Here is a 25658-nt window from a genome sequence, read left to right on the forward strand (position 1 = left end):
TCGAAGAGATGCACTGCGCCAAGCAAAGAGAGATGCTGGCATCCCTAATAGTCAGCAGCCGATCAAAATTTCTAGAGATCAACTCGATGACGGCAGAGGAAACACGATTTTAATTCAAAGGGACAGCCTGTTACAGCGCGAGAGTATCACTACACCACTAAAGACGGAAAATCAGTTGTTATTCAAGAGCACGGCCTTGGGCATACAAAAGCCACAAAGGGTCACGGTGCTGAGCCACATTTTAATGTGCGGCCGATAGCGAACACTAGAACTGGAGATGTCAAAGGAACTCATGGACATTACAACTTCTAAAAACTCGAGTATTGATTTAATTGAATTAATTCAAAAAAATCAATTTTTAAGAAAAATATTTCCGAATGGATTCGGTGATGAGATTTTTTTCGGTCAAATTTCCCTGGATGTAAATGGCAGAATTCTGTTGGGGGTTCATATAAAAACAAAGCCAGTCATTGAAGTTGAAAAGTGGGGGTTGTGGGGTGATGATTATAATGTCGTGGTCATAAGTCTTCTTGGAAAGACAGCAGGTGACGTCATCGTGAAAAATCATCATTTTTTAAGCTATGCACCTTTTTTTGTGAAAATGAAAGATCAAATTCTTGAAATTTGCCAAGCCGATAGAAATTTCGAGATAAATCTTTCGCTTGAATATTTGATTTTTCAAGGTTGCGATGTATATATCGATACGCCTACGGACTAGAGTGGCTAGCTGTCGTATCACGGACGATCATATGGTCGGTTGGGATACACATCCGGCCCCTCTTGATACCACTGCTTGATAGCCAGGATAGGTGTCTTGCCGTCCAGTGCTGACTGTGGCAACTGGTGGTTTTACAAGGTTATCCACCGCTGGCGCGCCGTCATGCTAGCGGGGCCGGCACGGAGCAAGGGGGGGCTGGAGCCACCCAAGAGCCGACGCAGCAGATCCAGGAATCAAAACGATAGCGGCCAGTGCTCTACCCACGTGCGCTGAAAACCAAAAACTCTCCAAATCATCAACGGCGAAAGCGCAATACTGGGCCACACTGGAAACCCAGTCGTAACGACAAGCCATCCCTTGAACTGGCACACAAGGGACTTCAGCCTAGACCTCGTTTTGCGAGGTGTGCTACTTCCACACCCAGCCCAACGGCCTGCCGGAAGAGCTGAGCGACACCAGCGGCCATTTGGTGTGGACAGCGCAGTACAGCACGTGGGGCAGTACGGTCCGGGCGGAATGGCAAAGCTACGACGAAGCGGGAAGACCTGTTCAGCGGCTGCAACAGCAGTCAGCGAGCCAGACAGTGCAGCTTCAGCAGAACCTGCGGATGCAGGGGCAGTACCTGGACAGGGAAACTGGGCTGCACTACAACACGTTCCGGTACTACGACGCGGACCTGGGGGCGTTTACGACGCCGGATCCGATTGGGCTCGGTGGTGGCATCAACCTGCATCAATATGCACCCAATCCGATCGCGTGGATTGATCCTTGGGGTTTAAGTCCCGTCTGTCGAATGACTGGGGTAGGCCACAGCAAAGCAAGCGATTTGCCTGTTGTTCGGCCTGGAACGAAGCAATGGGATGCTGCGGTGCAATCGCTAAAAAATGGCGGCAAGGGGGATATTCGAGTCGCGAATGCAGCAGATGCGAAAGCATTGCTTACGCAGGCACGAGGCAACATGGATCGAAGAAAAATGTATTCTAATGATGGAGATTACAGCAAGGGCTACCAAGTTCATAAACCTCAGCCAAGAGCTGATCGTGGCGGAAATCGACTGCCTGCGAAACAGCGTTGGAATAAGGGTGAGGTTGACGGTGGTGTAGGGAACGATCGACCTCACATAAAGTGGAAAGATCAAAGTGGGCGAGATCAAGGCCACATATTTTTTGATGACTGATATGCAGTTGCCTGGAGAATTAATCGAGATAGGACAGTCAGTCAGATTGCATAAAGTATTTCTCTATAAATATTTTAGAGGATCTTATGTGACTAAGAAGAAGTGTTTCGACAGGGCTACTATGAGTCATTCAGGCAAAGAGACCTGGAGTTTTAATTTTTCTGGGCCGTATCTTTATGACAGCTCGATGCGGCTGGTCGGAGATCGCACAGTGCTCGATCAAAACTTTTTTCAAAAGGAAAAGCAGGTATTCTTGTTCGAAGGGGGCAGATTTAATAGAAAAACTCCTCCTAAGTTTTATTGCACAAATCCAAAACAAGCCAGTGCCTTCCTGCGAGAAGAGCGTTCAATGGCTTGTTACAGCAGCGATGTGTTGTATGTGGTGGCAGGGAGTTTTGATTGGTTTATTCACGTTCGTGCCTCTTTGAGGGACGAACCGCTCGATGATTCGGATTACGTATATCACATTTGCACCAGAAAGCCGATAAATGTAGGGTGAAAATGTGCTGTTAATATCTGCTATTTGGCATGTAGTCATGTCAATTTAAAAGGCTTGTCTTGAGTCGCTGGCCTTGTGACATGGAGAGGGCAGACAAAAAGTAGTACCCAACAAGAACGCACAGTAGGCAGATTAGTTCAACTTATCACTCTGTGAATGCAGTCGCTAACGACGACCCAATCAGAGTGCGAAGTGAACGTGCGCAAGATAGCCGCGAAGCGAGACCGCCGGTACCGAAGTCGCCGGGCGCACAGGGGTACTACCTCCACACCCAGCCAAATACCCCTCGGAAGAGTTCAGCGATAACAACGGCAACTTATTGTGGACGGCGCGGTACCCTACCTATGGCTGCACGGTCAGCGAGCAATGGCAAAGTTCTAACACAGCAGGTGCGTCGCAATTTCAACCCGTAGGCCAGGCGATATCGCTGCAGCAGAACCTGCGGATGCAGGGGCAGTACCTGGACAGGGAAACGGGGCTGCACTACAACACGTTCCGGTACTACGACGCGGATCTGGGGGCGTTTGCGACGCCGGATCCGATTGGGCTGTTGGGCGGATTGAACCTGCACCAGTATGCGCCCAACCCGATTAGCTGGATTGATCCTTGGGGGTGGAGCTGTTCTTTTGATTCAAAAGCTAACCGGTGGAGAAATAATGAAACGGGTCGTTTTTCTCAACGTCCGAGTAGTCCTGCTGATTTGGTGAGAAATGGACGGATGAATTATCCTGATATCCAGGTTTGGGCGCGACAAGGTGGACTGCCTAACGTATTTCATCCAAATCCAGCGAAATTCCCCTCCGGTGGTTTCAAGCACGAAAGTGCGCCTTATAGTATTCAGTCCGTCCTGAACAATTCCGTTCTCAGCAACAGACGGGGCGGTGGTTACCGGGAGCGACGAGCAGTGCTGCGATGACCGCCTGCAACGACAGCCCGAATCGGGCGCATAGAAGCCGCAGCGCGGCCAGGATCAAGCGCAGGTTGTGCCCGGCACCGCACATCACCGCGTGCAGCGCATCGCCCAGCGCACCCTTGAGCGGGTTGCGCCCCAGCCGCCCGTCCATCTTCATGTGCCCGATAGCAGGCTCAATGGCGCTTCTTCGCTTGATCATGGCATTTAGGGTCTTGGTGATGCCACGCTTTTGCCCTGACATCAGAATGCTCACGCCCTCAACCTTCACGCCACGGTAGCCCTTGTCCACGATAGCCGTGGCCGGCGGCTTGTCCGTGCCGGTGAGGATGCCCACCTGCTCCAGTGTCTCGGCCAGCGTGTGGCCGTCATACGGATTGCCCGGCATGCTCCTCATGCCCACCACCAGGCCTTCCTTCAATGTGGTGGCGATGCTGACCTTCACGCCGAACTCGTAAGGGGTGCGGACTTTGCCTTTGCTGATGCACTCGACCTCAGGCGCGTGCAGGGCGTACAGCTTGTTCTTGTCTTTCGTCCGTTGGGTCAGGATGCGGCCCGTGCGCTGCAATAGGTCCTGAACTTTGGCCTTGGCTACCTCAGGCAGCAGGTGCAGTTGGCGGGTAACTTCACGATGCACCCGTCCCACACGGGTGCGCAGTGTGCGCACGGCCTTCTTCATGCGCTTGAACTGCTTGGCGTGCGCATAGCGTCCAATCTGCGCGGCCAGCCGCGGTGCCACGCGGTTGTAGTTCTGGCGCAGCTTGAGCCCGTTGTCCTCGGCCGCCTTGACCAAGTGCTGGCGACTCTTGTCCAGCAGTCGGCTATCGGTGGGGTGGGCAATGGCCTTGGGCATGACGGTGGTGTCTACGATCACCCGCTGTGTGCTGGACTTCTGGATGACACCACCGCGCCGGGCGGCGTCGATGCTGGCGGCCAGCAGTGTCTCCACGCCTTCTTCGCCAATGCGCTTTCTCCATCGCGTGAGGCTGCTCGGATCGATGGGCAACTCTGTCTGCAGGTAGGTCTCGCCGCAGAAGAATTGCCAGTACGGGTTCTCCACCCAGGTGTTGACCACCGCTTCGTCGGAGGCGTCGAAGGTGTGCTGCAGATACAGCAGCCCGGCGATCAGGCGCGCAGGCAAGGCAGGACGGCCCCGCCCGGAAGTGAACGACACCGCGAACGTGCGCTCAATCTCGGCCCAGTCGATCAGCGCGGCCAGCCTGAGCAGTGGGTGCTGCATGTTGAGCTGCTCGTCCAGCCTTGGGCGAAACAACTCACCGGAGTGCGGCTGCGAAGGCTTTGGACCCATGGACTACCCCAGAGGAATTTGCAAGAAAACAGATACGGGCAAAACCATACCTTGCAAATCCTGTGCCCATCAATGAGCAGAACTACGTGTCGGATCAACGGCTTGCGGATTGATCAGCGCGGACTATTCATGGTCATGGCGCAAACCCTGTTGCTGCTGCGAACTTTCCGGGGTCGAACGCTGGCGCTGGCCCAATCGCTAGCATTAAAGGCCCCGCTGGCAATAACTATAGAACTGATGGAACGTGGGGTCCATTTGGCGCCGACTAAAATGGCGCACATATTCCTTTGGATGGCTCCCCGTTTTAATTGGAGGCAGTCGTGAGTGATCTAGTGAAAAAATATGCGGCCTTGCCAACTATCATGGACTACGAAGATGAAATGGCTGCAATTAAAGATTTGATTGCTGTTGGTGCGATAACTTTGGTGAAGAATAAAGAAGGACTGATATTTATTCTTTCAAAAATCGAAGAGAGTCATCAGCATAACGGTGTTTTTGAATATATAAATACTGATTGGATGATTTTTCGACAGTTTGTGAATTTATTGCAAGATATTAATTTGCTGGAGCCTGAGATGGGTATTAATATGGATAATATGATTTTTACTTTCTCTCGCCCAGGCTTTGATTGAGAAAGTTTGATAAAAATCTTAGACACGAATTAGTCGGCATTAGACGGATCGTCCACACCCATGCGACTTAGCCCGTGCGCAGCGAATACTTCCACTATGATCTGGCGGGCAAAGACGGCCAGCCACAAAGCCAGGTCTTCAGCTACCAGTACGACGCACTGGGCAGGCGCATCGCCAAGAGCGACAGCTTTGGCACCACGCACTTCGCCTGGGACGGAATGCAGCTGCTGCAGTAAAGCCGTGGCGGGCACACGAGCATCTACGTTTACGAGCCGTGCAGCTATGTACCGCTGGCGCGCCTGGACGCAGATGGCGAAAGATCCGAGCAGTGCGGGCTGGGCACCACCCTAGACGCGCAGCAGCCAAAAACATCAAAAAACCATAGCTGTTAGCCAAGGCCAGTGAATCGCAAGCGGCCAAAAACACCAAGACTATTCCCAGCAACCAGCCAACGACACACTGGAAGCCCGCTACTGGCAAGCACTCAACTTCAAGGGCACAGTGCAAAACACCGGCACAGATGGTCTCAGCGGGAATGCCAAGCTGTGCGAGGTGTACTACTTCCACGCCGACCAGGTCGGCCTGCACGAAGAGCTCAGCATCGCTCGCAGCCAGATCATCCGGCAGAGAGTTTTGGCGGGGCCGCCGCTACTACTGCGATCTACGACGAAGCAAGCGGGCGAGACGCGGTGCTCTAAATATCCTAATCATTGACGCCCTGATGCAGCGCCGCGCGCCCGCGCTGGCCGTAAAGTAACCAGCCGAGCACGCCTCCCGCACGGGCTGCCAAGCAGGTGTCCTGCCGCAGTGCTACGTGGAAGCAACGGCAAGGAAGAGCTGGCCCCGAACGCAGGGCCAGCAAAACCAGTTCACCGAGTGGCTGCGCCGGGTGCAGCGCATGCGCAACCGGTTTGGGTGCTGGCTGCGGTGCTGATGGGGCCTGTGGGGCTTGCCTTTTCCGCGAGTTCAATGCGGCCCGTGTGCGGTGTAGAGGCCGTAGCAGTGCCCTCTTTCACCTCCATCTTGACCGCGTGCATGGGCTGCGTGGTGTTGTACTTCACGCGGATGGATTTAGCGGGCACGCCCAGCTTGATGAGTTCGCGGCGTACCGCATTGGCGCGCATCGTGGCGATGTCGCGCGCATCGATGGGGGCCTCGCGCTTGTTGCAGTAGCCGGTGATTTCCAGGCGTTCGTTGGGGTCGCGGCTCTCTGCGAACTTGGCCAGAAGCGCCAGGGTTTCTGGCGAGAGTTTGACCTGCGTGGCTTTGAACTCGGCGACGATGCCGTCCTCTGGCAGGCGTGCGGGTTGGGCGATGGGCTCAGGCGCTGGCTGCTCGACAGGGGCGGCGACAGTCTCGGTCGCAGGCGCGGCGGTGGCGACTGGCTCTGTTGGCGCTTGAGGGGTGTCAGCGCAACCCGCCAAACCCGATGCCAGCGCTAGCGCCAGTGCTGCGCAAGCCATGGCTCTGGCTGGTCCGGGCACCGAGGCGATAGGGCAATCGAGTGCGATATGGGGTCCCGTGGCGTGGCAAATGAATGACATCAGAAAAGCTCCTTCAAGATAACGATGTGTGTGGCCTGGCGGCGATGGTTCGGGTGCGGTACTTGCGGTACTGGAAGGCAGCACGCGGCCATGAGCTGCCGAGCGCGTGTGCTCTTTTAAGTGCGGTCCTTGCCGGGGCAGCGGTGATCAGGCACTCACGCTCCTGCATGGGCGTGCTGCATGCTGCGCTTTGGTGAACTGAGTAAGCCTTCAAAGGGGGCGGGCAGCCCGACGGCTTTGGGCGAGTGCCGGATTGGCTATCAGCGTCGTCGCAGTAGCGGGCACGAAGGCCGCTTGAGCCGAGGCCCGCCGGATCACTGGGTGCAGGCTTCGCACTGAGCAAGGTGCTGCTGACGCCTGCGATTTCCAGGAATCGGAACTTGCAGGTCAGCGATGCAGCGGCCATGGCGGCGCGCTGCCATGCGGCAGCGAAAGCAGGCAAAGGGGCTCCCTCCAGTAGCGAACAGATGGCGTATGCGTTCGTTGGAGTGGGCGGTCTGATGCCACCCTGCCTCACTCGGGGTCAGCGCGATGGGCGCTGCTTCTCCGCGAACGGGCCAGAGTGTCGCTGCAGAAAAGGCCGATTGACGCCGCAGCGGGGGGTTTGGCAACCGCTTGATTCAGGTTTCACAAATACCAACATTCGCACTCAACAGGGGTACGAGCGTTAAAAGTGAAAGGGCGCTAGGGCGCTGCAGACAGCGCTGATGGGTGCCGATGAAGGCGATCACCCTGCGGCCAGCGCCGCCTCAATATCCCCCGCCAGCTTCTTCGGTGCATCCTGCGGCGCATAGCGACGGATCACCTGGCCGTCCTTGCCGACGAGGAACTTGGTGAAGTTCCACTTGATGGCCTTGCTGCCCAGCAGGCCCGGGGCTTCGGCGGTAAGCCACTGGTACAGGGGCGAGGCGTTGGTGCCGTTCACGTCGATCTTGGCCATCATCGGAAAGCTCACGCCGTAGTTGAGCTGGCAGAAGCTGGCGATCTCGTCGTTGCTGCCGGGGTCCTGGGCGCCAAACTGGTTGCAGGGGAAGCCCAGCACGACGAGGCCTTGGTCCGCGTATTCTTTGTGCAGTTCTTCCAGTCCGCCGAACTGGGGCGTGAAGCCGCAGGCGCTGGCGGTGTTCACGATGAGCAGTACCTTGCCCCGGTATTGGGACAGGGGCACGGACTGGCCGTTCATCTGAAGGGCTTCAAAGTCGTAGATGCTGGTGGGCATGCGGGTTCTCCGGGTGGGGATGACGGGCCATCGTAGCCCCAGCTGCAGAGGCCTGTGTGCCTGCGGGTCAATCCATCAATGAGGGCCCGCAGCACCCGGCCGGCGGAATTGCAGTGCGGCCAGCAGCGATGCCAGCAGGATCAGCGCCCCGCCCAGCACGGTGCGCGTGTTCAGCGTGGCAGCACCCAGCAGGGCCGATGACACGCTGGCGAACATCACCTCCGACAACATCACCAGCGCCGTGGTGCCTGCCGCGAGCCGCGCAGCGCCAAACTGCAACGCCCAGTTGCCCAGCATCAGCACCCCGGCCAGCAGCAGGCCGGTAACGATCCAGGTGGCGTTGGCGGCAGGGAAGGGCTCCACCACACCCACTTGCAGGCCGATGCAGGCAACCGCCAGCGCCATGAGCATGCAGCCGCCAAACATCGCAAACATGCGCGCGGGCCCCGGCACGGTGTGCAGGCGGCGCAGCGTGACGTTGGTCAGCGCGAACATGAAACCGCCCAGCAGCGCCAGAGCGTCGGCCAGCGACAGGTTCTGCAGCAGGCGCGAAGCAGGCGCGCCCTCGGGCAGCAGCACCAGCACCACGCCGCAGAAAGCCAGCGCCAGGCGCAGCAGCGCCGCAGGGGTAGGGCGCTCGCCCAGCACCTTCCAGGCCAGCAGCACGGCCCAGGCGGGCATCAGATAGAACAGCAGGATCACGCGCACCACGTCACCAATCGTCACGGCCCAGTTGAAGGCCACGTTGTTCAGGCCCGAGGCCAGCGCCAGCAGCCACAGCTGCGGATGCGCGCGCACCTGCTGCAAGATGCCGGGGCGCCAGGCCAGCAGCGCCAGCAGCACCACCGCATACATGCAGGCCGTGGCCCACAAGGGGTGCAGCCCCGCCTGGTGCATGTGCTGGAAAGGCCACCACGCCAGGCCCCAGACAAAGGCGTTGAACAGCAGGGCAGCGAAGGGGAGGGGAGAGTGCATTGAAGGGAAAAAACAGGCGGTAGCGCTGGTGGAATATGAGCTGATAGCTATAAATTATGTAGCAAACGGTTGCATGCTGCACAGCCAGTTAAAACTGGCACGCTTCAAGGCCCGTGCACCCGTGGAGCTGGCTTTGCCAGGCCACTGGGTGCGTCCCCCTCCCGCGCAGCGAGAGAGGGGGAAGACGCGCAGCGGCTCAGGGGGAGCCTTCCATAGCTCCAGGCTACCGGGTGCGTCCCCCTCGGGGGAAGCGGCGCAGCCGCTCAGGGGGGCTTCTCAGTGATGCGTATCGTGCCGCGCGATGTCCAGCAAGTGGTTCACCTCGTCGCGGTGGTTCACGCAGTTGCGCTGGTGCCAGCGGCGTATGACCCACATGATGCCCGCCACCACGAGCCCGAAGGTGGTGATGGCACCGAACACCGACAGACCCAGCTTGAGCGACAGGCTGTAGAACGCCCCCAGCCCCAGGATGCAGGCCTGCTCGTTGAAGTTCTGCACGGCAATCGACCGGCCCGCGCCCATCAGGTTGTGGCCCCGGTGCTGCAGCAGTGCGTTCATGGGCACCACCAGGTAGCCGCCCAGGCCGCCCAGCACGATGAGGAAGGGGATGGCCAGCCAGATGTTGCTGATGAACACCATCAGGATCAGCAGCAGCCCCATCGCAATGCCCAGCGGAATCACGCGGGTGGCCATGTCCAGGCGCATGCGCATGGAGGCCACCACGGCACCCACGGCCGTGCCGATGGCCACCACACCCGTGAGGGCGGAGGCCTGCGTGGTGTTGTAGCCCAGGGCCACGGCCGCCCAGGCCAGCACGATGAACTTGAGGTTGCCGCCCGCGCCCCAGAACAGGGTGGTGGTGGCCAGCGAGATCTGGCCCAGCTTGTCGCGCCACAGGCGGCTGTTGCAGGCCCAGAAGTCCGGCAGCAGGTTGAGGGTGTTGGCCAGCACGCTGCGCGAAGGGTCGGTGCGCAGGGGGCGCATCTCGACGCCCGTGTGCGGGATGCGGGTGTTGAACCACGCGGCCAGGGCATACACGGCGATCAGCGCGGCAATGGCGGCCTCGGCGGGCGTGTCCACACCGGTGTCGATCAGCGGAAAGTCAAAGCCCAGCAGCAGGCCCGACAGCTGCTGCCCCACCAGCTGGCCGCCAAACAGCACGCCCAGGATGATCGATGCAATCGTCAGGCCCTCGATCCAGCCGTTGGCCTTCACAAGTTGGGAGGCGGGCAGCAGCTCGGTCAGGATGCCGTACTTGGCGGGCGAGTAGGCCGCAGCCCCCAGGCCGACGACGGCGTAGGCGATCAGCGGGTGAGAGCCGAACAGCATCATCAGGCAGCCCGCCACCTTGATGGCGTTGCTGACGAACATGACCTTGCCCTTGGGCAGCGCATCGGCAAAGGCGCCGACGAAGGGGGCCAGCACCACATAGAACAATGCGAACATGGGCACCAGGGCCGCGCGCTGCCACTCGGGGGCGCCTCCGGTGCGCAAGAGTTCCACAGCGGCTACGAAGAGTGCGTTGTCGGCCAGCGAGCTGAAAAACTGCGCCGACATGATGGTGTAAAAACCGCGCTTCATCGAATGGCTGGTGAGAGCATCAGTTGGGCTGATGCCCTGGTAAATGTGAGGAATCGTAGCGAGGGACAGGCGGTTATATCACGCGGATAAACGGCCACAGTGCCAGAATCCGGCGCTGGTCCCCCGGTAAATCCCTCGCTTCATCAGGTCTGTCCCATGCCCCGTCCCATTGCTGCCACCATCCACACCACGGCCCTGCACCACAACCTGGAGCGCGTGCGCCGGTCGGTGCCCGACGCCAAGGTCTGGGCGGTGGTCAAGGCCAATGCCTACGGCCATGGCATCGAGCGGGTGTACGAAGGCCTGCGCGGCGCCGACGGCTTTGCGCTGCTGGACCTGGCCGAGGCCGAGCGCGTGCGCCACCTGGGCTGGCGCGGGCCCATCCTGCTGCTCGAAGGCGTGTTCGAGCCGCGCGACCTGGAGCTGTGCTCGCGCCTGGGCCTGTGGCACGCGGTGCACTGCGACGAGCAGATCGACATGCTGGCCGCGCACAAGACGCAGGTGCCGCACCGGGTGTTCCTCAAGATGAATTCGGGCATGAACCGCCTGGGCTTCACGCCCGAGCGCTACCGCGCCGCGTGGGCCCGACTGAATGCGCTGCCGCAGGTGGACGAGATTTCGTTCATGACCCACTTCAGCGACGCCGATGGCCCGCGCGGCATCGCGCACCAGATGGCGGCCTTCAACGCCGCCGCGCAGGACTTGCCCGGCGAGCGCAGCCTGAGCAACAGTGCCGCCACGCTGCGCCACGCGCAGGATGCGGGTGTGCGTGCCGACTGGGTGCGTGCGGGCATCGTGGTGTACGGCAGCGCGCCGGACTTCCCCGAGCACAACGCCAGCCACTGGGGGCTCCAGCCCACCATGACGCTGTCCACCCGCCTCATCGCCACGCAGCAGCTGCAGGCGGGCGACACCGTGGGCTATGGCTCGCGCTTCACGGCCGATGGCCCGCTCACCATCGGCATCGCCGCCTGTGGCTACGCGGATGGCTACCCCCGCCACTGCGACACCGGCACGCCGGTGCTGGTGAATGGCGTGCGCACGCGCCTGGTGGGGCGGGTGAGCATGGACATGGTGACCGTGGACCTCACGCCGCTGCAGCAGGCCGGTGTGGACGTGGGCTTTGGCAGCGAGGTCACGCTCTGGGGCCGCGCCAGCAATGGCGTGGTGTTGTCCATCGACGAAGTGGCGCAGGCCGCAGGCACCGTGGGCTATGAGCTGATGTGTGCCCTGGCGCAGCGCGTGCCGGTGGTGGTGGACGGCGGGGCCTGAAGCCCCCTCATTGGCGTGCGGCAGGGCGCGGTTCGCGCACAAGTTCACGCCGCAGGGCCCGCCGGTGTGGGGCGCGGCCTGAAACTGGTGTGAAATGGGGCCGTCTGTTTGCCGCCGCGCGCAGCGCGCTCCTTCCATGGCCACACCCCGCAGCAACTCCTCCAGTTCCAAGAAAAAAGGCAGCTCCACTTGGCGCTCGGTGCGCATGCCGCACCACGGTGCGGTCGCGCGCACCCTGCAACAGCGCTACAGCCTGCGCTGGCACGGGTTGCTGATCGGCAGCTTCACGCTGCTGCTGATGTGGGCCACCTCGCACCTGCAGATGGTGCTGGGCGTGGATTCGCTGGCGCTGCGGTACTTGATCACGTTGTCGGTGGGCTACATCGGCTATCTGCTGGTGCTGCGCGCCTGGGCGGCACGGCTGGTGCGGAGGGACGGGCCATCGGGCGATGGCAGTCTGGATGTGCCCGACATCTCCTGGCCCAGCGGCAATGGCCCCTCCGGGGGCGGCCAGGTGCCCCTGCCGCGCACCGGTGGGGGCGACTTTGGCGGCGGTGGTGCATCGGGGGACTTTGGGGGCGGGTGGGCGCAAGGCCTGTCCAGCGGGGGCTCCAGCAGCGACTCCAGCGTGCTGGGCGACATTGCCGGGGGCGCGGCCGATGCGCTGGGCAGCGCCGACGAGGGCGCAGTGGTGGTCGTGCCCGTGGTGGCCATCTTTCTCATCGGCGCGGCGCTGATCCTGGGCGCGGGCTCGCTCGCCATGCTGTTCTTTGGCTGGGATGTGCTGCTCACGGTGGCGGTGGAGATCGCCTTCTCGGTGGCCACGGCCCGCGCCGCCGTGGGGGTGGAGCGCGAGGGCTGGCTCAGCGCCGCTGTGCGCCTGACCTGGAAGCCCCTGCTGGGCGCGCTGGTCTGCGCCGTGCTGCTGGGCGCCACCATCGACCACTTCCTGCCCCATGTGCATTCGCTGCCCGAGGCGTTGCGGGTGATCCAGGGGCGCTGATTTGCTCCTTATTTGATAGCTGTCAGGGCATATTGCACTAGCGCTTGAGGCAAAAATCCCTTCAAAGAGCGTCGGAAGCGCCTCCGAGGGGCCCCTAGCGCGAGGACCGGCCCCTGCCGTGGCCGCAGTCCTCGCCAGTCTCCAGCGGCGGCAGCGCATCCAGGTTGGTCCGCACCCGCGCCAGCAGGGCCAGCAGTTGTGCCTGGGTGGCGTCGTCGCAGCCCGCCAGGACCTGGGCCGACAGGGTTTGCCGCGCGGCCTGCAGCGCCTGGTATAGCGCCTGGCCCTCGGCGCTCAGCGTGAGGCACAGGCTGCGCCGGTCCTCGGCGTGGGGCTGGCGCTCCAGCCAGCCCTTGTCCTGCAACAGGCCCAGCATGCGCGCCACCTGGGCCTTGTCTGCGCCGCTGTGGCGCACCAGTTCTTTTTGCGTGGCGCCGGGGTGGCGGCCAATGAAGTTCAGCGCGCGCACCTCGTTGAAGGTCAGGTCCGGGTGCACGGAGGTCATCGCGCGCACCATGCGCGCCCGGTAGGCGTGCATCAGGTCGTGCAGGGCTTCAAACACATCAGGGCGGGCACGTGGGGGCATGGCGTGGCTATCGGTTGACAAAGTCAACTGAATGGCGGATGATTTCGTTGATTAAATCAACATTTTACGCCATGAACGCACCTCTGCCCCTGGCCGCCACGGCCCCCTCCCTCGCCATCGAGCGCATCCGCCACCCCTTGCAGGGCCGCCACCTCCAGGTGGTGCGCCGCACCCAGGTCAGCCCCGGCTTTGTGCGGCTGACCCTGGCCGGCCCCGAGCTGGCGGGGTTTGTGACCGCCGGGTTTGACGACCACCTCAAGCTCATCCTTCCCTCACCCGGGCAGGATCGCCCCACCTTGCCCACGCTGCAGGACGGCCGCCCCGTGTTTGACGGCCCCCGCCCCGTGCTGCGCGACTACACCCCCGCGCGCTTTGACGCCGCTGCGGGCGAGCTGGACATTGAAGTGGCCCTGCACGACGCCGGCCCCGCCACCGACTGGGCCGCCAGCGCCGCCGTGGGCCAGTGGGTGGGCATTGCCGGGCCGCGCGGCAGCATGGTGGTGCCCACGGGCTTCGACTGGCACTGGCTGCTAGGCGACGAAACCGCGCTGCCCGCCATCGCCCGCCGCCTGGCCGAGCTGCCCGTCAGCGCGGTGGCCACAGTGCGCATCCAGCTGAGCAACCCGGCCGACCAGCGGGTGTTGGCGAGTGCGGCGCAGGTGGACCTGCAGTGGGTGAACGCACTGCCTGCCGCCGTGGAGGCGCTGTCGCTGCCGCCCGGCGCGGGCTTTGTCTGGGCCGCGGGCGAACACAGCGACATGGCCGCCGTGCGCCGCGCCGTGCTCGCCAAGCCGGGCGTGGACCCGAAGCGCATGCGCATCTCCGCCTACTGGAAACGTGGGGCGGCGGACCACCACGAGGACCTGGTCAGCGCAGCAGGGTAAGCGCCGCCGCCCGCTGCACAGCCTGGGTGACGTGCTGCAGCGCCTGCACGTTCAGGCGCCAGCACTGCCAGTACAGCGGCACATCCACCGGCTTGTTCGCAATCAGCTCGACCAGGGTGCCGGTCTTCAAGTCGTCCTCCACCAGCGGGTCGGGCGTCATGCCCCAGCCCAGGCTGGCGCGGGTGGCTTTGACGAAGGCGTGCGCCTCGGGGAGCCAGTGCACGGGCGGTGCGAGCTTGCGGCGCGTGATGCGGCTCACAAAACGCGCCTGCAGCGCATCCTTGCGGTTGAACACCAGCATGGGCGCTTGCGCCAGCGTGGTGGCGTTCACCCCTTGGGCAAAGTGGCGCTGCATGAAGGCCGGACTGGCCAGCGCGCGGTAGCGCAGCGTGCCCAGGGGCAGCACCTGGCAGCCCTGCACGGGCTGCGGGTCGGCCGTCACGGCGGCCATCACGCGGCCCTCGCGCAGCAGGTTGGCGGAATGGTCCTGGTCTTCCACATGGATGTCGAAGGTGATGGCCTGCCCCTCGGCCGCCTGCGCCATGGCGTGGGGGAACCAGGTGGCCAGCGAGTCGGCATTCACGCCAATCGCCAGCCGCGTGGCGCTGTGCTGTCCGCCGCCAATGGTGGCGAGCGCGTCGGCCTCGCTCAGCGCCACCTCACGCGCGTGGCGGTACAGGGCCTGCCCGGCTTCGGTCGGCGTGCAGGGCGTGGCGCGGCGCACCAGCACCTGGCCCACGCGCTCTTCCAGCAGCTTGATGCGCTGCGACACCGCCGAGCGCGTGACATGCAGCACCGCCGCCGCGCGTTCGAAGCTGCCCTCATCGATCACCGTGGCAAAGGCGTTGAGCTGGGCGGAGTCGAGTTGCATGGGTGGTTAGCCATTTTGACGGATCGTTAAAAAGTATAGCTGGCGTCAACGCCATGCCTTCACCAGAATCCGTGCCCATGGTTTCCACTGCCTTCGTCCACGGTTTCACTTCCACCGCCATGCTCATCATGGCCATCGGCGCGCAAAACGCGTTTGTGCTGCGCCAGGGCCTGCGGCGCGAGCATGTGATGCCCGTGGTGCTAGTGTGCGCGCTGTCGGACGCGGTGCTGCTGCAGGTAGGCGTGTGGGGCATGGGCGGCGTGTTGCTGGCCCGGCCCGAATGGGCGCAGCTCATGCGCTGGGCGGGCGCCTTGTTTTTGCTGGTCTACGCCGCACAGACCGCAGCGCGCGCTTTGCGCCCCGGCCAGTTGCTGGTCGCCACCAGCGGCCCCGGTACCAGCCTGCGCACCACCCTGGCCACCGTGGTGGCACTCACCTGGCTCAACCCGCATGTGTACCTGGACACCGTGGTGCTGCTGGGCACCATGGCCACGCCGTACCCGGCCTGGGGGCGTGCGCTGTTTGCCGCAGGCGGCTCGCTGGCCAGCGCGCTGTGGTTCTTGTTGATCGGCCTGGGCGCCCGTTGGCTGGCGCCGCTGTTTGCCACCCCGGCGGCGTGGCGGGTGCTGGATGGGGTGACGGCGACCACCATGCTGGTGCTGGCGGGGGTGATGGCTCTAAGCTAAGAACGATAAGTTCGTTCCCATGCAGCGTTGCTTGGGGGATAGTGCGGTCATTCAGCATTTTTTGGCGTTTTTGCCTATCCTCCCGTCCATGCGCTTCAAACACCTTCTCCTGGCCGCCGCCGTTGTTGCGGCCCTGCCCCTGGCCGCACAGGCCAAGACCTTCCGCTGGTCCCGCTCGGTGGACATTTCCACCTGGGACATCCACACCCAGAACGTGGGTGTGAACAACACCATGCACGGCGCGGTGTACGACACGCTGGTCGAATACAACAGCAAGACCTTTAAGCCCGAGCCGTCGCTGGCCACCGAGTGGAAGCTGATCAAGCCCACGCAGCTGCGCCTGACGCTGCGCAAGGGCGTGAAGTTCAGCGATGGCAGCGAGTTCACCGCGGACGACGCCAAGTTCTCGCTGGAGCGGGCCAAGGCCAAAAGCTCCAACTTCGCCGTCTACACCCAAGGCATTGACCGCGTGGAAAAGGTCGATGCCTACACCATCGACATCCATTCCGATCTGCCCAACCCGGTGCTGGTGAACCAGCTCACCGAGCTGCGCATCATGAGCAAGGCCTGGGCCGAAAAGAACAAGTCGGTCGAGCCCAAGGACATCAAGACCAAGGATGAGAATTTTGCCCACCGCAATGCGCTGGGCACTGGCCCCTACCAGCTCAAGCAGTGGACGCCCGACCAGCGTGTGGTGCTGGAGCCCAACCCGCATTGGTGGGGCAAGGGCAAGTACCCCACCAACCTGACCGAGATCGTCTACACCCCCATCAAGGCCGACGCAACGCGCACAGCGGCGCTGCTGTCGGGGGAGGTGGACTTTGTGATCGACCCCAGCCTGCAAGACCTGGCGCGCATCAAGCAGACGCCCACCCTGCAGGTGCTGGAGGGGCCGGAGTACCGCACCATCTTCCTGGGCCTGGACCAGTTTCGCGACGAACTGCCCGGCTCGGACGTGAAGGGCAAGAACCCGCTCAAGGACCTGCGCGTGCGCAAGGCGCTGTACCAGGCCATCGACATCCAGTCCATCCAGCGCGTGGTGCTGCGTGGCCTGGCCCAGCCCACGGGCACGCTGATCGCCAACCAGGTGAACGGCTGGACCAAGAAGGCCGATGTGCGCTACCCCTACGACCCCAAGGCCGCGCAAAAGCTGCTGGCCGATGCGGGCTACCCCAATGGGTTTGAGGTGGACTTTGCCTGCAGTGCAGGCCGCTACATCAACGACGAGCAGCTGTGCCAGGCCATCACCTCGCACTGGGCCAAGGTGGGCGTGAAGGCCAAGCTGCGCTCGCTGCCGTTTGCCACCTACTTCCCGATGATCCAGCGCAACGAAGCCAGCATCTACCTGCTGGGCTGGGGCGTGCCCACGTTCGATGCGTTCTACAGCCTGCAGTCGCTGGTGCGTTCGCCCGGCGCGGGGGGCGATGGCAACTTCAACCTGGGCCGCTTCTCCGACCCGCAGATGGACGCGCTGATCGAGCGCGTGAAGAAGGAAACGGACACTGCGACGCGCAATGGCCTGATCGAGCAGGCGCTGATCAAGGAGCATGAGCTGGTGTCGCACATCCCGCTGTACAACCAGGTGATCCCGTGGGCGGGCACCAAGAAGGTGGAGATCATCCACCGCGCGGACAACCGCATCGACTGGCGGTATCTCAAGGTGAACTGATTCAATTTGCCAACAAAAAAGCCCCGGCGCTTCTGACCCGAAGCACCGGGGCTTTTTTGCGTCCGCAGGCGGCGTATCAGGCCATTGCGCGCTGCACGGCGGGGCGCTGCAGCATGCGCTGCGTGTGCGCGAACACCTTCGGGAACTGGGCGATGTCCACGCCGTCGCTCTTCAGCCAGGTGCCGATGGTGAACAGGTAGCCGTCGGCCACGGTGTATTGCTCGCCCATCACCCAGGGGCCCTGTTCCGCCTGCGGCAGGTAGTGGCTTTCGATGAGGTTGAAACACTCCGTCATGTTCTGCGGCACCTTGCGCTGCATGGCCGTCTGCGCCTCGGGCTCGTCGGCCCAGCGGCTGGCGCGGGGGCGGTGGGCATGGGCGATGTGTACGGTGGACGCGAGGTAGCTGTGGAACTCTTGCAGGCGCGCAAAGCCGTAGGCGTCGGCGGGCGCCAGGCGTGCTTCGGGAAAACTCTGTGCCACATAGGCCAGCAGGGCAGGGGTCTCCGTCAGCGTGCCTTGCGGCGTGGCCAGCGCGGGCACGCGGCCCTTGGGGTTCACCGCCAGGTACTCGGGTGTGCGTTGCTGGCCAGCGGCGAAGTCCACGCGCACCAGGTCGTAGGGGGCGCCCGCCTCTTCCAAAGCGATGCGAACGGCCTGCGCGCAGGTGCCGGGGGTGTAGTACAGCGTGAGTTGGGTCATGATTAAATTGCTATTAATTAGATAGCTGCCTGCGCATATTTCACTAGCGCCTGCAGCCGATATTGCTTGAAATGAATCAGTACAGGCCGCGTGTGCGCGCCATCAGCCGCACCAGGCCCAGCAAAGCGTCGGTGTGGGGCGTGGGCGTGTGGGTGATCTGCCCCAGCTCGCGCACGGCGCCCACCAGGGCGTCGATCTCCAGGGGCTTGCTCGCTTCCACATCCTGCAGCATCGAGGTCTTGAACGCGCCCAGCTTGCGCGTGACGGCGTGGCGGTCCTCGGGCTGCTGGTCGATCGGCAGCCCCAGCTTTTCGCCAATGGCCTTGGCTTCCAGCATCACGGCGCTCACATAGCCGCGCACCAGGTCATCGTCCAAGATGCGGTCGGTGGTGGCACCCGTCAGGGCACTGATGGGGTTGACCGTGAGGTTGCCCCACAGCTTGAACCAGATATCTTTCTGGATGGTGGTGCTCACCTCTACATCGATGCCGCCGCGCTGCAGCGTGTCGGCCAGTGCTTGCAAGCGCTCGCTGCGGCTGCCATCGGGCTCGCCCACGATGAGGCGATTGCCGAAATGTTGTTTGACGAAGCCCGGCGCCTCCAGCGAGCAGCTGGTGTGCACCACGCTGCCCAGCACATGGCTCGTCGGGATAGCGCTGGCGATCACGCCGCCCGCGTCCACGGATTCCACGGCACGCCCCTGCGCCGCGCCGCCAAAGCCATCGAGGAACCACCACGGCACGCCGTTCATGGCGGTGAGCACGATGGTGTCGGGGCCGATCAGCGGGGCCATGGTACGCGCCACGTCAGGCAGGCCCGGCGCCTTGACGGCGACCACTACCAGGTCTTGCACGCCCAGGGCTGCCGGGTCGCTGTGGGCCGTGACGGCCACCTGCGCCAGCGTGCCGTCGGGGCGGCGCAGGCGCAGCCCTTCGGCTTGCAGGGCGCGCAGCGTGTCGCCCCGCGCTACCATGCTGAGGGTGTGGCCCGCTTGCGCCAGGGCCACGCCCAGCCAGCCGCCGATGGCGCCCGCGCCGTAAATACATGCTTTCATGGATGTCTGTCCTTGGGTCTGGAAGAAGAAAAGTTCGTTCAGTAGCCTGCGGGCCGGTTGGGGGCGGCGTCTGGCGCGCTGCGGTAGCGTGCCAGCAGCTCCTGCGCAGCGCTCACCAGCAGCATGGTGTCCACGCCCACGGCCACAAACAGCGCCCCGGCCGCCAGCCATTGGCGCGCCTGTGATTCGGCGGTGGCCAGGATGCCCGGCGCCTTGCCCGCGCGCAGGATGCGGGTGATGCCGTCGTGGATGGCGACTTGCACATCCGGGTGCCCCGGGTTGCCCGGGTGGCCCATCGAGGCCGACAGGTCGGCCGGGCCGATGAACACGCCGTCCACACCGGGCGTGGCGGCAATCGCGTCGAGGTTGGCCATGGCTTCCACGGTCTCGGCCTGCACCAGCAGGCAGATCTGCTGGTTGGCCTCGTGCACATACTGCGGGTAGGCCTGCCAGCGCGACGAGCGGGCCAGCGCGCTGCCCATGCCGCGCACGCCTTCGGGCGCGTAGCGTGTGGCGCGCACCAGTTGTTGGGCCTGCTCGGGTGTATCGACCATGGGCACCAGCAAGGTTTGTGCGCCGATGTCCAGGTACTGTTTGATGAGGGCCGTGTCACCCACCGGCACCCGGGCGATGGGGTGGGGCGCCTGCATTCCGGGGGGCAGGGCGCTGGTGGCGCTGGCGATGGCCTGCAGCTGGTGCAGGATGGAGCGCAGGTCGTTGGGCGCGTGTTCGCCATCGACCAGCAGCCAGTCGTAACCGGTGCCCGCGAGGATTTCGGCGCTGTAGCTATTGGCCAGCCCGAGCCAGAGGCCGATTTGCGCCTGGCTTTGCGCCATGGCCTGTTTGAAGCGGTTGGTGGGTGTCTGCAATGTCAACTCCGTGCGGTGCCAAGCCCTCCATCGTACGGGCTGATGTCTTTGTGTGCGGGGCGGGTCGCTATAGTCGGCTGCCCCTGCTTTTGCGTTCGCCCACCGACACCTGCCATGGCCAAAGAAAAAACCACGTTCACCTGCACCGAATGCGGCGGCACCAGCCCGCGCTGGCTGGGCAAATGCCCGTCCTGCGGCGCCTGGAACACCCTGATCGAGCAGGTGGCCGAGGCCGGGCCAGGCAAAAACCGTCTGAGCACGCCCCAAGGCTACGCGGGCCTGGCCAACGCGCAACCCGTGCTGCCGCTGGCGGCCATTGAAGCGCAGGACGTGGCCCGCACCCCCAGCGGCATCGACGAGCTGGACCGCGTGCTGGGCGGCGGCATTGTGGAGGGCGGCGTGGTGCTGATCGGCGGCGACCCGGGCATTGGCAAATCCACCCTGCTGCTGCAGGCCATGGACGCGCTGCAACGCGCGGGCCTGCCCACGCTGTATGTGACGGGTGAGGAAAGCGGCGCGCAGGTGGCGCTGCGTTCACGCCGCCTGGGCATCGAGGGCAGCCAAGTGCAGCTGCTGGCCGAGATCCAGCTCGAAAAGATCCTGGCGACGGTGGACGCCACGCAACCCGCCGTGGTGGTCATCGACTCCATCCAGACCACGTACTCTGACCAGCTCACCAGCGCGCCGGGGTCAGTGGCCCAGGTGCGCGAATGCGCAGCGCACCTCACGCGCATGGCCAAGGGCACGGGCATCGCCGTGATTCTGGTGGGCCATGTGACCAAAGAGGGCGCTCTGGCCGGGCCGCGCGTGCTGGAGCACATGGTGGACACGGTGCTGTACTTCGAAGGCGATACCCACAGTCAGTTCCGCCTGGTGCGCGCCATCAAGAACCGCTTTGGCGCCGTCAACGAGATTGGCGTGTTCGCCATGACCGAAAAGGGCCTCAAGGGCGTGAGCAACCCCAGCGCCATCTTTTTGAGCCAGCACTCCGAGCCCGTGCCCGGCAGTTGCGTGATGGTGACGCTGGAGGGCACACGCCCCCTGCTGGTCGAGATCCAGGCGCTGGTGGACAGCGGCGGCCCCAGCCCCCGGCGCCTGTCCGTGGGCTTGGACAAGGACCGCCTGGCCATGCTGCTGGCCGTGCTGCACCGCCATGCGGGCGTGGCCTGCATGGACCAGGACGTGTTCGTGAACGCGGTGGGCGGTGTGCGCATCAGCGAGCCTGCGGCCGATTTGGCGGTGATGTTGTCCATCACCTCCAGCCTGCGCGGCAAGGCGCTGCCCAGGGGCTTCCTGGCCTTTGGTGAGGTGGGGCTGGCGGGCGAGGTGCGGCCTGCGCCCCGGGGGCAGGAGCGATTGAAGGAGGCTGCCAAGCTGGGCTTCAGCGTGGCCGTGGTGCCCAAGGCCAACGCGCCCAAAAAGCCCATCGAGGGCCTGACCATCCACGCTGTGGAGCGGGTGGAAGAGGCCATGGACGTCGTGCGCGGGCTGTAAGCAATGCCCACAGCCGCACACCGTTGAGGCCGTAAGACAATCTCAGCCTATGAATTTGCGCAATATCCTGGTGCCCCTGGGGGCGGTGGCCCTGATCGGTTTTGGTTTCTCGGCCTATGGCTGGGCGGGCGTGGCGGCGGTCGTGGGCGGGCTGGTCATGTGGGCGCTGCTGCACTTCACGCGGCTGGTCAATGTGATGAAGAAGGCCGCCAAGCGCCCCATTGGCTACGTCGGCAGCGCCGTGATGCTCAATGCGCGGCTGGCCGAGGGCGTCAACCTGATGCATGTGGTGGCCATGACGCAGGCGCTGGGCGAGCTGCTGTCGGCCGAAGGTGCCGACCCGGAGATCTACCGCTGGACCGACGGCACCCGTTCGCACGTGACCTGTGAATTTCGCCAGGGCAAGCTGGTGAAGTGGACGCTGGAGCGCCCACCGGCAGACGCTGACACCCCCGCCCAGGGGGCGTAGGCCTCGACCGGGTTCCGGCGGGTTTGCTGCGCTGCACGGGCGGGCTGCCGTTCCTGGCGGGCTGGGGGCCCGTAAAATCCTGCTTTTGCGACCCACAGCAACCAAAGGACACCCATGAGCCCCGTAGTTCCCTCGATGGCCGACCGTGACGGCAAGATCTGGATGGACGGCCAGATGGTCGATTGGCGCGACGCCAAGATCCATGTGCTGACCCACACACTGCATTACGGCTGCGGCGCCTTCGAAGGCGTGCGCGCCTACAACACCGCCAACGGTACGGCGATCTTCCGCCTGGAAGAGCACACCGACCGCCTCTTCAACAGCGCCAAGATCCTGCGCATGAAGATCCCGTTCACCAAGGAAGAAGTGAACGAGGCCCAGAAGGCCGTGGTGCGCGAAAACAAGCTCGAATCCTGCTATCTGCGCCCATTGACCTGGATCGGCTCGCAAAAGCTGGGTGTCTCGCCCAAGGGCAATCAGATTCACCTGATGGTCGCTGCCTGGGCCTGGGGCGCTTACCTGGGTGAGGAAGGCCTCAAGCGTGGCATCCGCGTCAAGACCAGCAGCTACACCCGCCACCACGTCAACATCACCATGACGCAGGCCAAGGCGGTGAGCAACTACACCAACTCCATCCTGGCCAACATGGAAGCCACGGACGACGGCTATGACGAGGCCCTGCTGCTGGACAGCTCGGGCTTTGTGTCTGAAGGCGCTGGCGAAAACATCTTTGTGGTCAAGAACGGCGTGATCTACACACCCGACCTGTCGGCCGGTGCCCTGAATGGCATCACCCGCAACACGGTGCTCCACATCGCCAAGGACCTGGGCCTGGAGATTGTGCAAAAGCGCATCACGCGCGACGAGGTGTACATCGCCGACGAGGCCTTCTTTACTGGCACGGCCGCTGAAGTCACGCCCATCCGCGAACTTGACCGGATCGAGCTGGGCAGCGGATCGCGCGGCCCGATCACCGAAAAAATCCAAAGCGCCTTCTTCGACATCGTGAACGGCCGCAATCCCAAATATGCCCACTGGCTGACGAAAGTGTGACAACCCCCTGAGCCGCTGCGCGGCTTCCCCCTTCTCTCGGCTGCGCCGGGACGGGAGACGGCGCCAGTGGCCGGGCAAAGCCCTTCCACGGCGTCCGCTGGCCGAGGACGTGGCCAATTTCAAGCACCGCACCCCAGAGTGCGCCAAAGAGAACCCAACCCTATGTCACAAGCTACCGTAGAACTCCTGGCCAAAGACCTGAATGCCCAAGGCGGCGTCTTCTGCCCCAGCCCCAAGGCCGACATGAAGCTGTGGAACAGCCACCCCAAGGTGTACCTGGACGTGGCCCGCACGGGTGAAGCCAAGTGCCCGTACTGCGGCACGGTGTACCGGCTGAAGGCCGGAGAGCATGTGCACGCTGGCCACTGACCGGTTGATGGGTTGATGCCAGTTGCAACCGGCGGCGCAGCGGCGCCGCCCACGTTGACCGTGGCGGTGCTGACCCTCAACGAGGCGCACCGCATCGAAGCCTGCCTGCAAAGCGCCGCGTTTGCCGACCAGTTGCTGGTGGTGGACAGCGGCAGCACCGACGACACCGTGGCCATTGCCCAGCGCCTGGGCGCGGAGGTCCACAGCTACCCCGACTGGAAGGGCTTTGCCGTGCAGCGCAACCGGCTGCTGGCCCATGCGCGGGGTGACTACATATTCTTCCTGGATGCCGACGAGGTGATGACACCGGCGTTCGCCCAGGAACTGCAGGCCATCGTGCGCTCGGGCGCGCAGGCCGTGTGGACCATCCGCTGGCGCATGGTGGCCTACGGGCACGAACTCAAGTACTTTCGCTCGCAATCGCAGATCGAGCGCTTGTTCGTGCGCGCCATGGTCCGCGAGTTCACGGGCGTGGTGCACGAGCAGGCCGAACTGTTGCCACCACCGGGCGGTGGCGCCGTGCCGCGCCGCCTGATCGAAGCGCGGCTGCTGCACTACTCGCGCACCACCGTGCGCGGCAGCCTGGAAAAGCTCACGCAGTACGCGATGCTCGGCGCTGCCAAGCGGGCCGCGACTGGCAAGAAGGGCGGGGTGGTGCGCGGCCTGGCCTCGGGCACCAGCATGTTCCTGCGCCTGTATGTGTTCCGCCTGGGTTTTCTGTGTGGCGGGGCCGGTTTTTTGTATTGCCTGTTTGTGGCGCTGGAGGCGTTCTTCCGGTACGCCGCCCTGGAGTACGACCACCAGCAACTGAGTGAGAGCGTGCGCCGTTGACCAAAACTGACGATCTTTTTGTGCGCCTGTCGGGTGTGGCGGCGTTCATGGTGCCGGGCCTGGCGCTGTGGGTGCGCTCGGGCTATTCGTGGGGCGCGGTGGTGTTGCTGTTGTGCAGCCTGGCCACCGCCGGAGTGTGGCTGCGGCGCCGGCCAGGGCGCGATGCCTGGCTGCTTTTTGGATCCATCGTGGCGATGGGCACGGTCTGGGCGCTGGATTTTGACCCGGCCCAGGGCAGCTGGTCCAACCTGGACCGGCCCGCCAAATACCTGCTGGCGCTGCCGTGCCTGCTGTACGTGCTGGCCTATCCCCCGCGGGTGCGTTGGCTCTGGGCCGGTATTGCCGTGGGCGCCTGCGGGGCGGGCCTGATCGGCCTGTACCAGGCCCTGGTACTTCACCTGCCACGCGCCAACGGCTTTACCAATGCGATCCAGTACGGCGGGCTCAGCCTGCTGCTGGGGTTGATGTGCTCGGTGGCGCTGCTGGCGCTGTGGGACCGCTGGAAGCCTTGGCAACGTGCGGGCTGGGCGGTGGGCATTCTGCTGGGCCTGGAGGGGTCGCTGCTGTCCGAGTCGCGCGGGGGCTGGGTGGTGTTGCCCATGGCGCTGCTGCTGTGCGTCTGGCTACAGGGGCGCACCGGCCAACCCCGCAGGGCCATCGTCGGTGCCGTGCTGGTTGTGTTGGGGGCGGTGGGCCTGATGGCCTTCAAGGCCAACGAGGTGCGCCTGCGCGTGGATGAGGCGCGGCAGGAGATCACGCAGTACGAGTCGCGGGGCGACGCGGCCAGTTCGGTCGGCCAGCGTCTGGCGCACTGGGGCCTGGCCTGGCGCATGGGCCTGGATCGCCCCTGGACCGGCTGGGGCCGTTACGGGTACGAGGCCGAGAAACAGCGGCGGGTGGCTGCGGGCGAGGCGCATCCGATTGTTTTGCAGTTCAGCCACGCCCACAACGAGTTGCTGGACATCTTTGCCAAGCGCGGCATCCCGGGCGTGGTGGTCTTGCTGATTTTTTATGGGGTGCCGCTGGTGCTGTTCTGGCCCACGCGGCGCCGCGTGTTCCCGGGGGCTGCGGGCGTGCTCGATGCTGAAGGACTGTGCCTGCGCATGATCGGCGTGCTGCTGCCCGTGTCGTATATGGGCTTTGGCACCACACAGGTGTTTTTGGGGCACAACAGCGGCACCATGTTCTACCTGTTCATGGGCATGCTGGTGCTGGCCATCCTGCAAGGCCGCGAGCGCCTGCGGCTGCAAACGCCCGGGCAAGCCGCCTCCCTTTCCTGAAGGA

26 protein-coding genes and 3 pseudogenes are annotated in these 25658 nt (G+C 63.6%); 18 read left to right on the top strand and 11 right to left on the bottom strand.

The window, feature by feature from the left end; genetic code table 11:
- Window positions 1–168: 168 nt before the first annotated feature.
- Together ACOYR4_RS01325 and ACOYR4_RS01330 are read left to right on the top strand one after the other, a co-directional pair.
- Window positions 169–312: pseudogene (locus tag ACOYR4_RS01325) on the top strand (HNH/endonuclease VII fold putative polymorphic toxin); the annotation flags it as partial.
- Complete coding sequence (locus ACOYR4_RS01330; protein ID WP_422848395.1) at window positions 293–718, top strand: hypothetical protein; 426 nt, start codon at window positions 293–295, stop codon at window positions 716–718. The pseudogene ACOYR4_RS01325 and the gene ACOYR4_RS01330, both read left to right, overlap by 20 nt.
- Before the next feature lie 17 nt (window positions 719–735).
- Here the strand turns inward: ACOYR4_RS01330 and ACOYR4_RS01335 are convergent.
- Window positions 736–849, bottom strand: a pseudogene (locus tag ACOYR4_RS01335) (IS481 family transposase); the annotation flags it as partial.
- Between the two features lie 275 nt (window positions 850–1124).
- Between ACOYR4_RS01335 and ACOYR4_RS01340 the strand changes: the two are divergent.
- From ACOYR4_RS01340 to ACOYR4_RS01350, 3 genes and pseudogenes are all read left to right on the top strand, one after another.
- A pseudogene (locus ACOYR4_RS01340) lies at window positions 1125–1493 on the top strand (RHS repeat-associated core domain-containing protein); the annotation flags it as partial.
- A gap of 364 nt (window positions 1494–1857) precedes the next feature.
- On the top strand, window positions 1858–2394 hold the full coding sequence (locus ACOYR4_RS01345) for a hypothetical protein (protein ID WP_422848396.1): 537 nt from the start codon (window positions 1858–1860) through the stop codon (window positions 2392–2394).
- A gap of 445 nt (window positions 2395–2839) precedes the next feature.
- Window positions 2840–3310, top strand: coding sequence for an RHS repeat-associated core domain-containing protein (locus ACOYR4_RS01350; RefSeq protein ID WP_422848397.1), 471 nt, complete (start codon window positions 2840–2842; stop codon window positions 3308–3310).
- Here the strand turns inward: ACOYR4_RS01350 and ACOYR4_RS01355 are convergent.
- Window positions 3258–4613: an IS5 family transposase gene (locus tag ACOYR4_RS01355; RefSeq protein ID WP_422848398.1), complete on the bottom strand. Its 1356-nt coding sequence runs from the start codon at window positions 4611–4613 to the stop codon at window positions 3258–3260. The genes ACOYR4_RS01350 and ACOYR4_RS01355 overlap by 53 nt on opposite strands.
- Window positions 4614–4933: 320 nt before the next feature.
- On the opposite strand from ACOYR4_RS01355, the gene ACOYR4_RS01360 reads away from it, so the two are divergent.
- Window positions 4934–5245: a hypothetical protein gene (locus ACOYR4_RS01360; RefSeq protein WP_422848399.1), complete on the top strand. Its 312-nt coding sequence runs from the start codon at window positions 4934–4936 to the stop codon at window positions 5243–5245.
- A gap of 74 nt (window positions 5246–5319) precedes the next feature.
- Window positions 5320–5481, top strand: a complete 162-nt coding sequence (locus tag ACOYR4_RS01365; RefSeq protein ID WP_422848400.1) for a hypothetical protein — start codon at window positions 5320–5322, stop codon at window positions 5479–5481.
- A gap of 633 nt (window positions 5482–6114) precedes the next feature.
- Here the strand turns inward: ACOYR4_RS01365 and ACOYR4_RS01370 are convergent.
- The 4 genes from ACOYR4_RS01370 to lplT form a co-directional block, all read right to left on the bottom strand.
- Entirely contained in the window at window positions 6115–6708 is a 594-nt protein-coding gene (locus ACOYR4_RS01370) for an OmpA family protein (protein ID WP_422848401.1), read from the bottom strand.
- A gap of 808 nt (window positions 6709–7516) precedes the next feature.
- Window positions 7517–8008, bottom strand: coding sequence for a glutathione peroxidase (locus ACOYR4_RS01375; protein ID WP_422848402.1), 492 nt, complete (start codon window positions 8006–8008; stop codon window positions 7517–7519).
- 75 nt (window positions 8009–8083) lie between these two features.
- Window positions 8084–8983 (bottom strand): DMT family transporter, encoded by a 900-nt coding sequence (locus ACOYR4_RS01380; protein ID WP_422848403.1) that lies wholly within the window; start codon window positions 8981–8983, stop codon window positions 8084–8086.
- 276 nt (window positions 8984–9259) lie between these two features.
- Window positions 9260–10564, bottom strand: coding sequence for a lysophospholipid transporter LplT (gene lplT / locus ACOYR4_RS01385; protein ID WP_291446516.1), 1305 nt, complete (start codon window positions 10562–10564; stop codon window positions 9260–9262).
- A 156-nt stretch (window positions 10565–10720) separates the two neighbouring features.
- Here lplT and alr point away from each other — a divergent pair, with 156 nt between their 5' ends.
- Entirely contained in the window at window positions 10721–11836 is a 1116-nt protein-coding gene (gene alr, locus ACOYR4_RS01390) for an alanine racemase (protein WP_422848404.1), read from the top strand.
- Window positions 11837–11972: 136 nt separating this feature from the next.
- Complete coding sequence (locus ACOYR4_RS01395; protein ID WP_422848405.1) at window positions 11973–12839, top strand: hypothetical protein; 867 nt, start codon at window positions 11973–11975, stop codon at window positions 12837–12839.
- Between the two features lie 94 nt (window positions 12840–12933).
- Here the strand turns inward: ACOYR4_RS01395 and ACOYR4_RS01400 are convergent, their stop codons facing one another.
- Window positions 12934–13425, bottom strand: a complete 492-nt coding sequence (locus tag ACOYR4_RS01400; protein WP_422848406.1) for a MarR family winged helix-turn-helix transcriptional regulator — start codon at window positions 13423–13425, stop codon at window positions 12934–12936.
- Window positions 13426–13496: 71 nt separating this feature from the next.
- On the opposite strand from ACOYR4_RS01400, the gene ACOYR4_RS01405 reads away from it, so the two are divergent.
- Window positions 13497–14309, top strand: a complete 813-nt coding sequence (locus tag ACOYR4_RS01405) for a siderophore-interacting protein (RefSeq protein ID WP_422848407.1) — start codon at window positions 13497–13499, stop codon at window positions 14307–14309.
- Here ACOYR4_RS01405 and ACOYR4_RS01410 read toward each other — a convergent pair.
- Window positions 14293–15180 (bottom strand): LysR family transcriptional regulator ArgP, encoded by an 888-nt coding sequence (locus ACOYR4_RS01410; protein ID WP_295942622.1) that lies wholly within the window; start codon window positions 15178–15180, stop codon window positions 14293–14295. The two genes, ACOYR4_RS01405 and ACOYR4_RS01410, sit on opposite strands and share 17 nt — an antisense overlap.
- A gap of 77 nt (window positions 15181–15257) precedes the next feature.
- On the opposite strand from ACOYR4_RS01410, the gene ACOYR4_RS01415 reads away from it, so the two are divergent.
- Together ACOYR4_RS01415 and ACOYR4_RS01420 are read left to right on the top strand one after the other, a co-directional pair.
- Window positions 15258–15866, top strand: a complete 609-nt coding sequence (locus ACOYR4_RS01415) for a LysE/ArgO family amino acid transporter (protein ID WP_295942621.1) — start codon at window positions 15258–15260, stop codon at window positions 15864–15866.
- An 88-nt stretch (window positions 15867–15954) separates the two neighbouring features.
- A complete protein-coding gene (locus ACOYR4_RS01420) occupies window positions 15955–17535 on the top strand; it encodes an ABC transporter substrate-binding protein (RefSeq protein ID WP_422848408.1) in 1581 nt (526 codons plus the stop codon).
- A 76-nt stretch (window positions 17536–17611) separates the two neighbouring features.
- On the opposite strand, the gene ACOYR4_RS01425 is transcribed toward ACOYR4_RS01420, so the two are convergent.
- The 3 genes from ACOYR4_RS01425 to hpaI form a co-directional block, all read right to left on the bottom strand.
- Window positions 17612–18235 (bottom strand): glutathione S-transferase family protein, encoded by a 624-nt coding sequence (locus tag ACOYR4_RS01425; protein ID WP_422848409.1) that lies wholly within the window; start codon window positions 18233–18235, stop codon window positions 17612–17614.
- 76 nt (window positions 18236–18311) lie between these two features.
- On the bottom strand, window positions 18312–19289 hold the full coding sequence (locus ACOYR4_RS01430; RefSeq protein ID WP_422848410.1) for a 2-dehydropantoate 2-reductase: 978 nt from the start codon (window positions 19287–19289) through the stop codon (window positions 18312–18314).
- Between the two features lie 38 nt (window positions 19290–19327).
- The gene (gene hpaI / locus ACOYR4_RS01435) at window positions 19328–20158 is read right to left on the bottom strand and encodes a 4-hydroxy-2-oxoheptanedioate aldolase (RefSeq protein WP_422848411.1); all 831 of its coding nucleotides are present in this window, start codon (window positions 20156–20158) and stop codon (window positions 19328–19330) included.
- 114 nt (window positions 20159–20272) lie between these two features.
- On the opposite strand from hpaI, the gene radA reads away from it, so the two are divergent.
- From radA to ACOYR4_RS01465, 6 genes are all read left to right on the top strand, one after another.
- Window positions 20273–21652, top strand: a complete 1380-nt coding sequence (gene radA, locus ACOYR4_RS01440; protein ID WP_209816535.1) for a DNA repair protein RadA — start codon at window positions 20273–20275, stop codon at window positions 21650–21652.
- Window positions 21653–21701: 49 nt separating this feature from the next.
- Window positions 21702–22121: a hypothetical protein gene (locus ACOYR4_RS01445; RefSeq protein WP_060985908.1), complete on the top strand. Its 420-nt coding sequence runs from the start codon at window positions 21702–21704 to the stop codon at window positions 22119–22121.
- Between the two features lie 114 nt (window positions 22122–22235).
- On the top strand, window positions 22236–23174 hold the full coding sequence (locus tag ACOYR4_RS01450) for a branched-chain amino acid transaminase (RefSeq protein ID WP_422848412.1): 939 nt from the start codon (window positions 22236–22238) through the stop codon (window positions 23172–23174).
- 162 nt (window positions 23175–23336) lie between these two features.
- Window positions 23337–23543, top strand: coding sequence for a zinc-finger domain-containing protein (locus ACOYR4_RS01455; protein WP_056057299.1), 207 nt, complete (start codon window positions 23337–23339; stop codon window positions 23541–23543).
- Between the two features lie 15 nt (window positions 23544–23558).
- Window positions 23559–24374: a glycosyltransferase family 2 protein gene (locus tag ACOYR4_RS01460; protein WP_309827386.1), complete on the top strand. Its 816-nt coding sequence runs from the start codon at window positions 23559–23561 to the stop codon at window positions 24372–24374.
- The gene (locus tag ACOYR4_RS01465; protein ID WP_422848413.1) at window positions 24371–25654 is read left to right on the top strand and encodes an O-antigen ligase family protein; all 1284 of its coding nucleotides are present in this window, start codon (window positions 24371–24373) and stop codon (window positions 25652–25654) included. The genes ACOYR4_RS01460 and ACOYR4_RS01465 overlap by 4 nt, the downstream gene beginning before the upstream one ends.
- Window positions 25655–25658: the final 4 nt, after the last annotated feature.

The sequence above is a fragment of the Acidovorax sp. M14 genome (assembly GCF_049331375.1).
Lineage (GTDB): Bacteria > Pseudomonadota > Gammaproteobacteria > Burkholderiales > Burkholderiaceae_C > Acidovorax.

Coding starts and splice junctions, on each gene's coding strand:
- ACOYR4_RS01330 (WP_422848395.1), top strand. CDS start 293: ATGGACATTACAACTTCTAAAAACTCGAGTATTGATTTAATTGAATTA.
- ACOYR4_RS01350 (WP_422848397.1), top strand. CDS start 2,840: ATGCAGGGGCAGTACCTGGACAGGGAAACGGGGCTGCACTACAACACG.
- ACOYR4_RS01355 (WP_422848398.1), bottom strand. CDS start 4,613: ATGGGTCCAAAGCCTTCGCAGCCGCACTCCGGTGAGTTGTTTCGCCCA.
- ACOYR4_RS01370 (WP_422848401.1), bottom strand. CDS start 6,708: ATGGCTTGCGCAGCACTGGCGCTAGCGCTGGCATCGGGTTTGGCGGGT.
- ACOYR4_RS01375 (WP_422848402.1), bottom strand. CDS start 8,008: ATGCCCACCAGCATCTACGACTTTGAAGCCCTTCAGATGAACGGCCAG.
- ACOYR4_RS01380 (WP_422848403.1), bottom strand. CDS start 8,983: ATGCACTCTCCCCTCCCCTTCGCTGCCCTGCTGTTCAACGCCTTTGTC.
- lplT (WP_291446516.1), bottom strand. CDS start 10,564: ATGAAGCGCGGTTTTTACACCATCATGTCGGCGCAGTTTTTCAGCTCG.
- alr (WP_422848404.1), top strand. CDS start 10,721: ATGCCCCGTCCCATTGCTGCCACCATCCACACCACGGCCCTGCACCAC.
- ACOYR4_RS01395 (WP_422848405.1), top strand. CDS start 11,973: ATGGCCACACCCCGCAGCAACTCCTCCAGTTCCAAGAAAAAAGGCAGC.
- ACOYR4_RS01400 (WP_422848406.1), bottom strand. CDS start 13,425: ATGCCCCCACGTGCCCGCCCTGATGTGTTTGAAGCCCTGCACGACCTG.
- ACOYR4_RS01405 (WP_422848407.1), top strand. CDS start 13,497: ATGAACGCACCTCTGCCCCTGGCCGCCACGGCCCCCTCCCTCGCCATC.
- ACOYR4_RS01410 (WP_295942622.1), bottom strand. CDS start 15,180: ATGCAACTCGACTCCGCCCAGCTCAACGCCTTTGCCACGGTGATCGAT.
- ACOYR4_RS01415 (WP_295942621.1), top strand. CDS start 15,258: ATGGTTTCCACTGCCTTCGTCCACGGTTTCACTTCCACCGCCATGCTC.
- ACOYR4_RS01420 (WP_422848408.1), top strand. CDS start 15,955: ATGCGCTTCAAACACCTTCTCCTGGCCGCCGCCGTTGTTGCGGCCCTG.
- ACOYR4_RS01425 (WP_422848409.1), bottom strand. CDS start 18,235: ATGACCCAACTCACGCTGTACTACACCCCCGGCACCTGCGCGCAGGCC.
- ACOYR4_RS01430 (WP_422848410.1), bottom strand. CDS start 19,289: ATGAAAGCATGTATTTACGGCGCGGGCGCCATCGGCGGCTGGCTGGGC.
- radA (WP_209816535.1), top strand. CDS start 20,273: ATGGCCAAAGAAAAAACCACGTTCACCTGCACCGAATGCGGCGGCACC.
- ACOYR4_RS01445 (WP_060985908.1), top strand. CDS start 21,702: ATGAATTTGCGCAATATCCTGGTGCCCCTGGGGGCGGTGGCCCTGATC.
- ACOYR4_RS01450 (WP_422848412.1), top strand. CDS start 22,236: ATGAGCCCCGTAGTTCCCTCGATGGCCGACCGTGACGGCAAGATCTGG.
- ACOYR4_RS01455 (WP_056057299.1), top strand. CDS start 23,337: ATGTCACAAGCTACCGTAGAACTCCTGGCCAAAGACCTGAATGCCCAA.
- ACOYR4_RS01460 (WP_309827386.1), top strand. CDS start 23,559: ATGCCAGTTGCAACCGGCGGCGCAGCGGCGCCGCCCACGTTGACCGTG.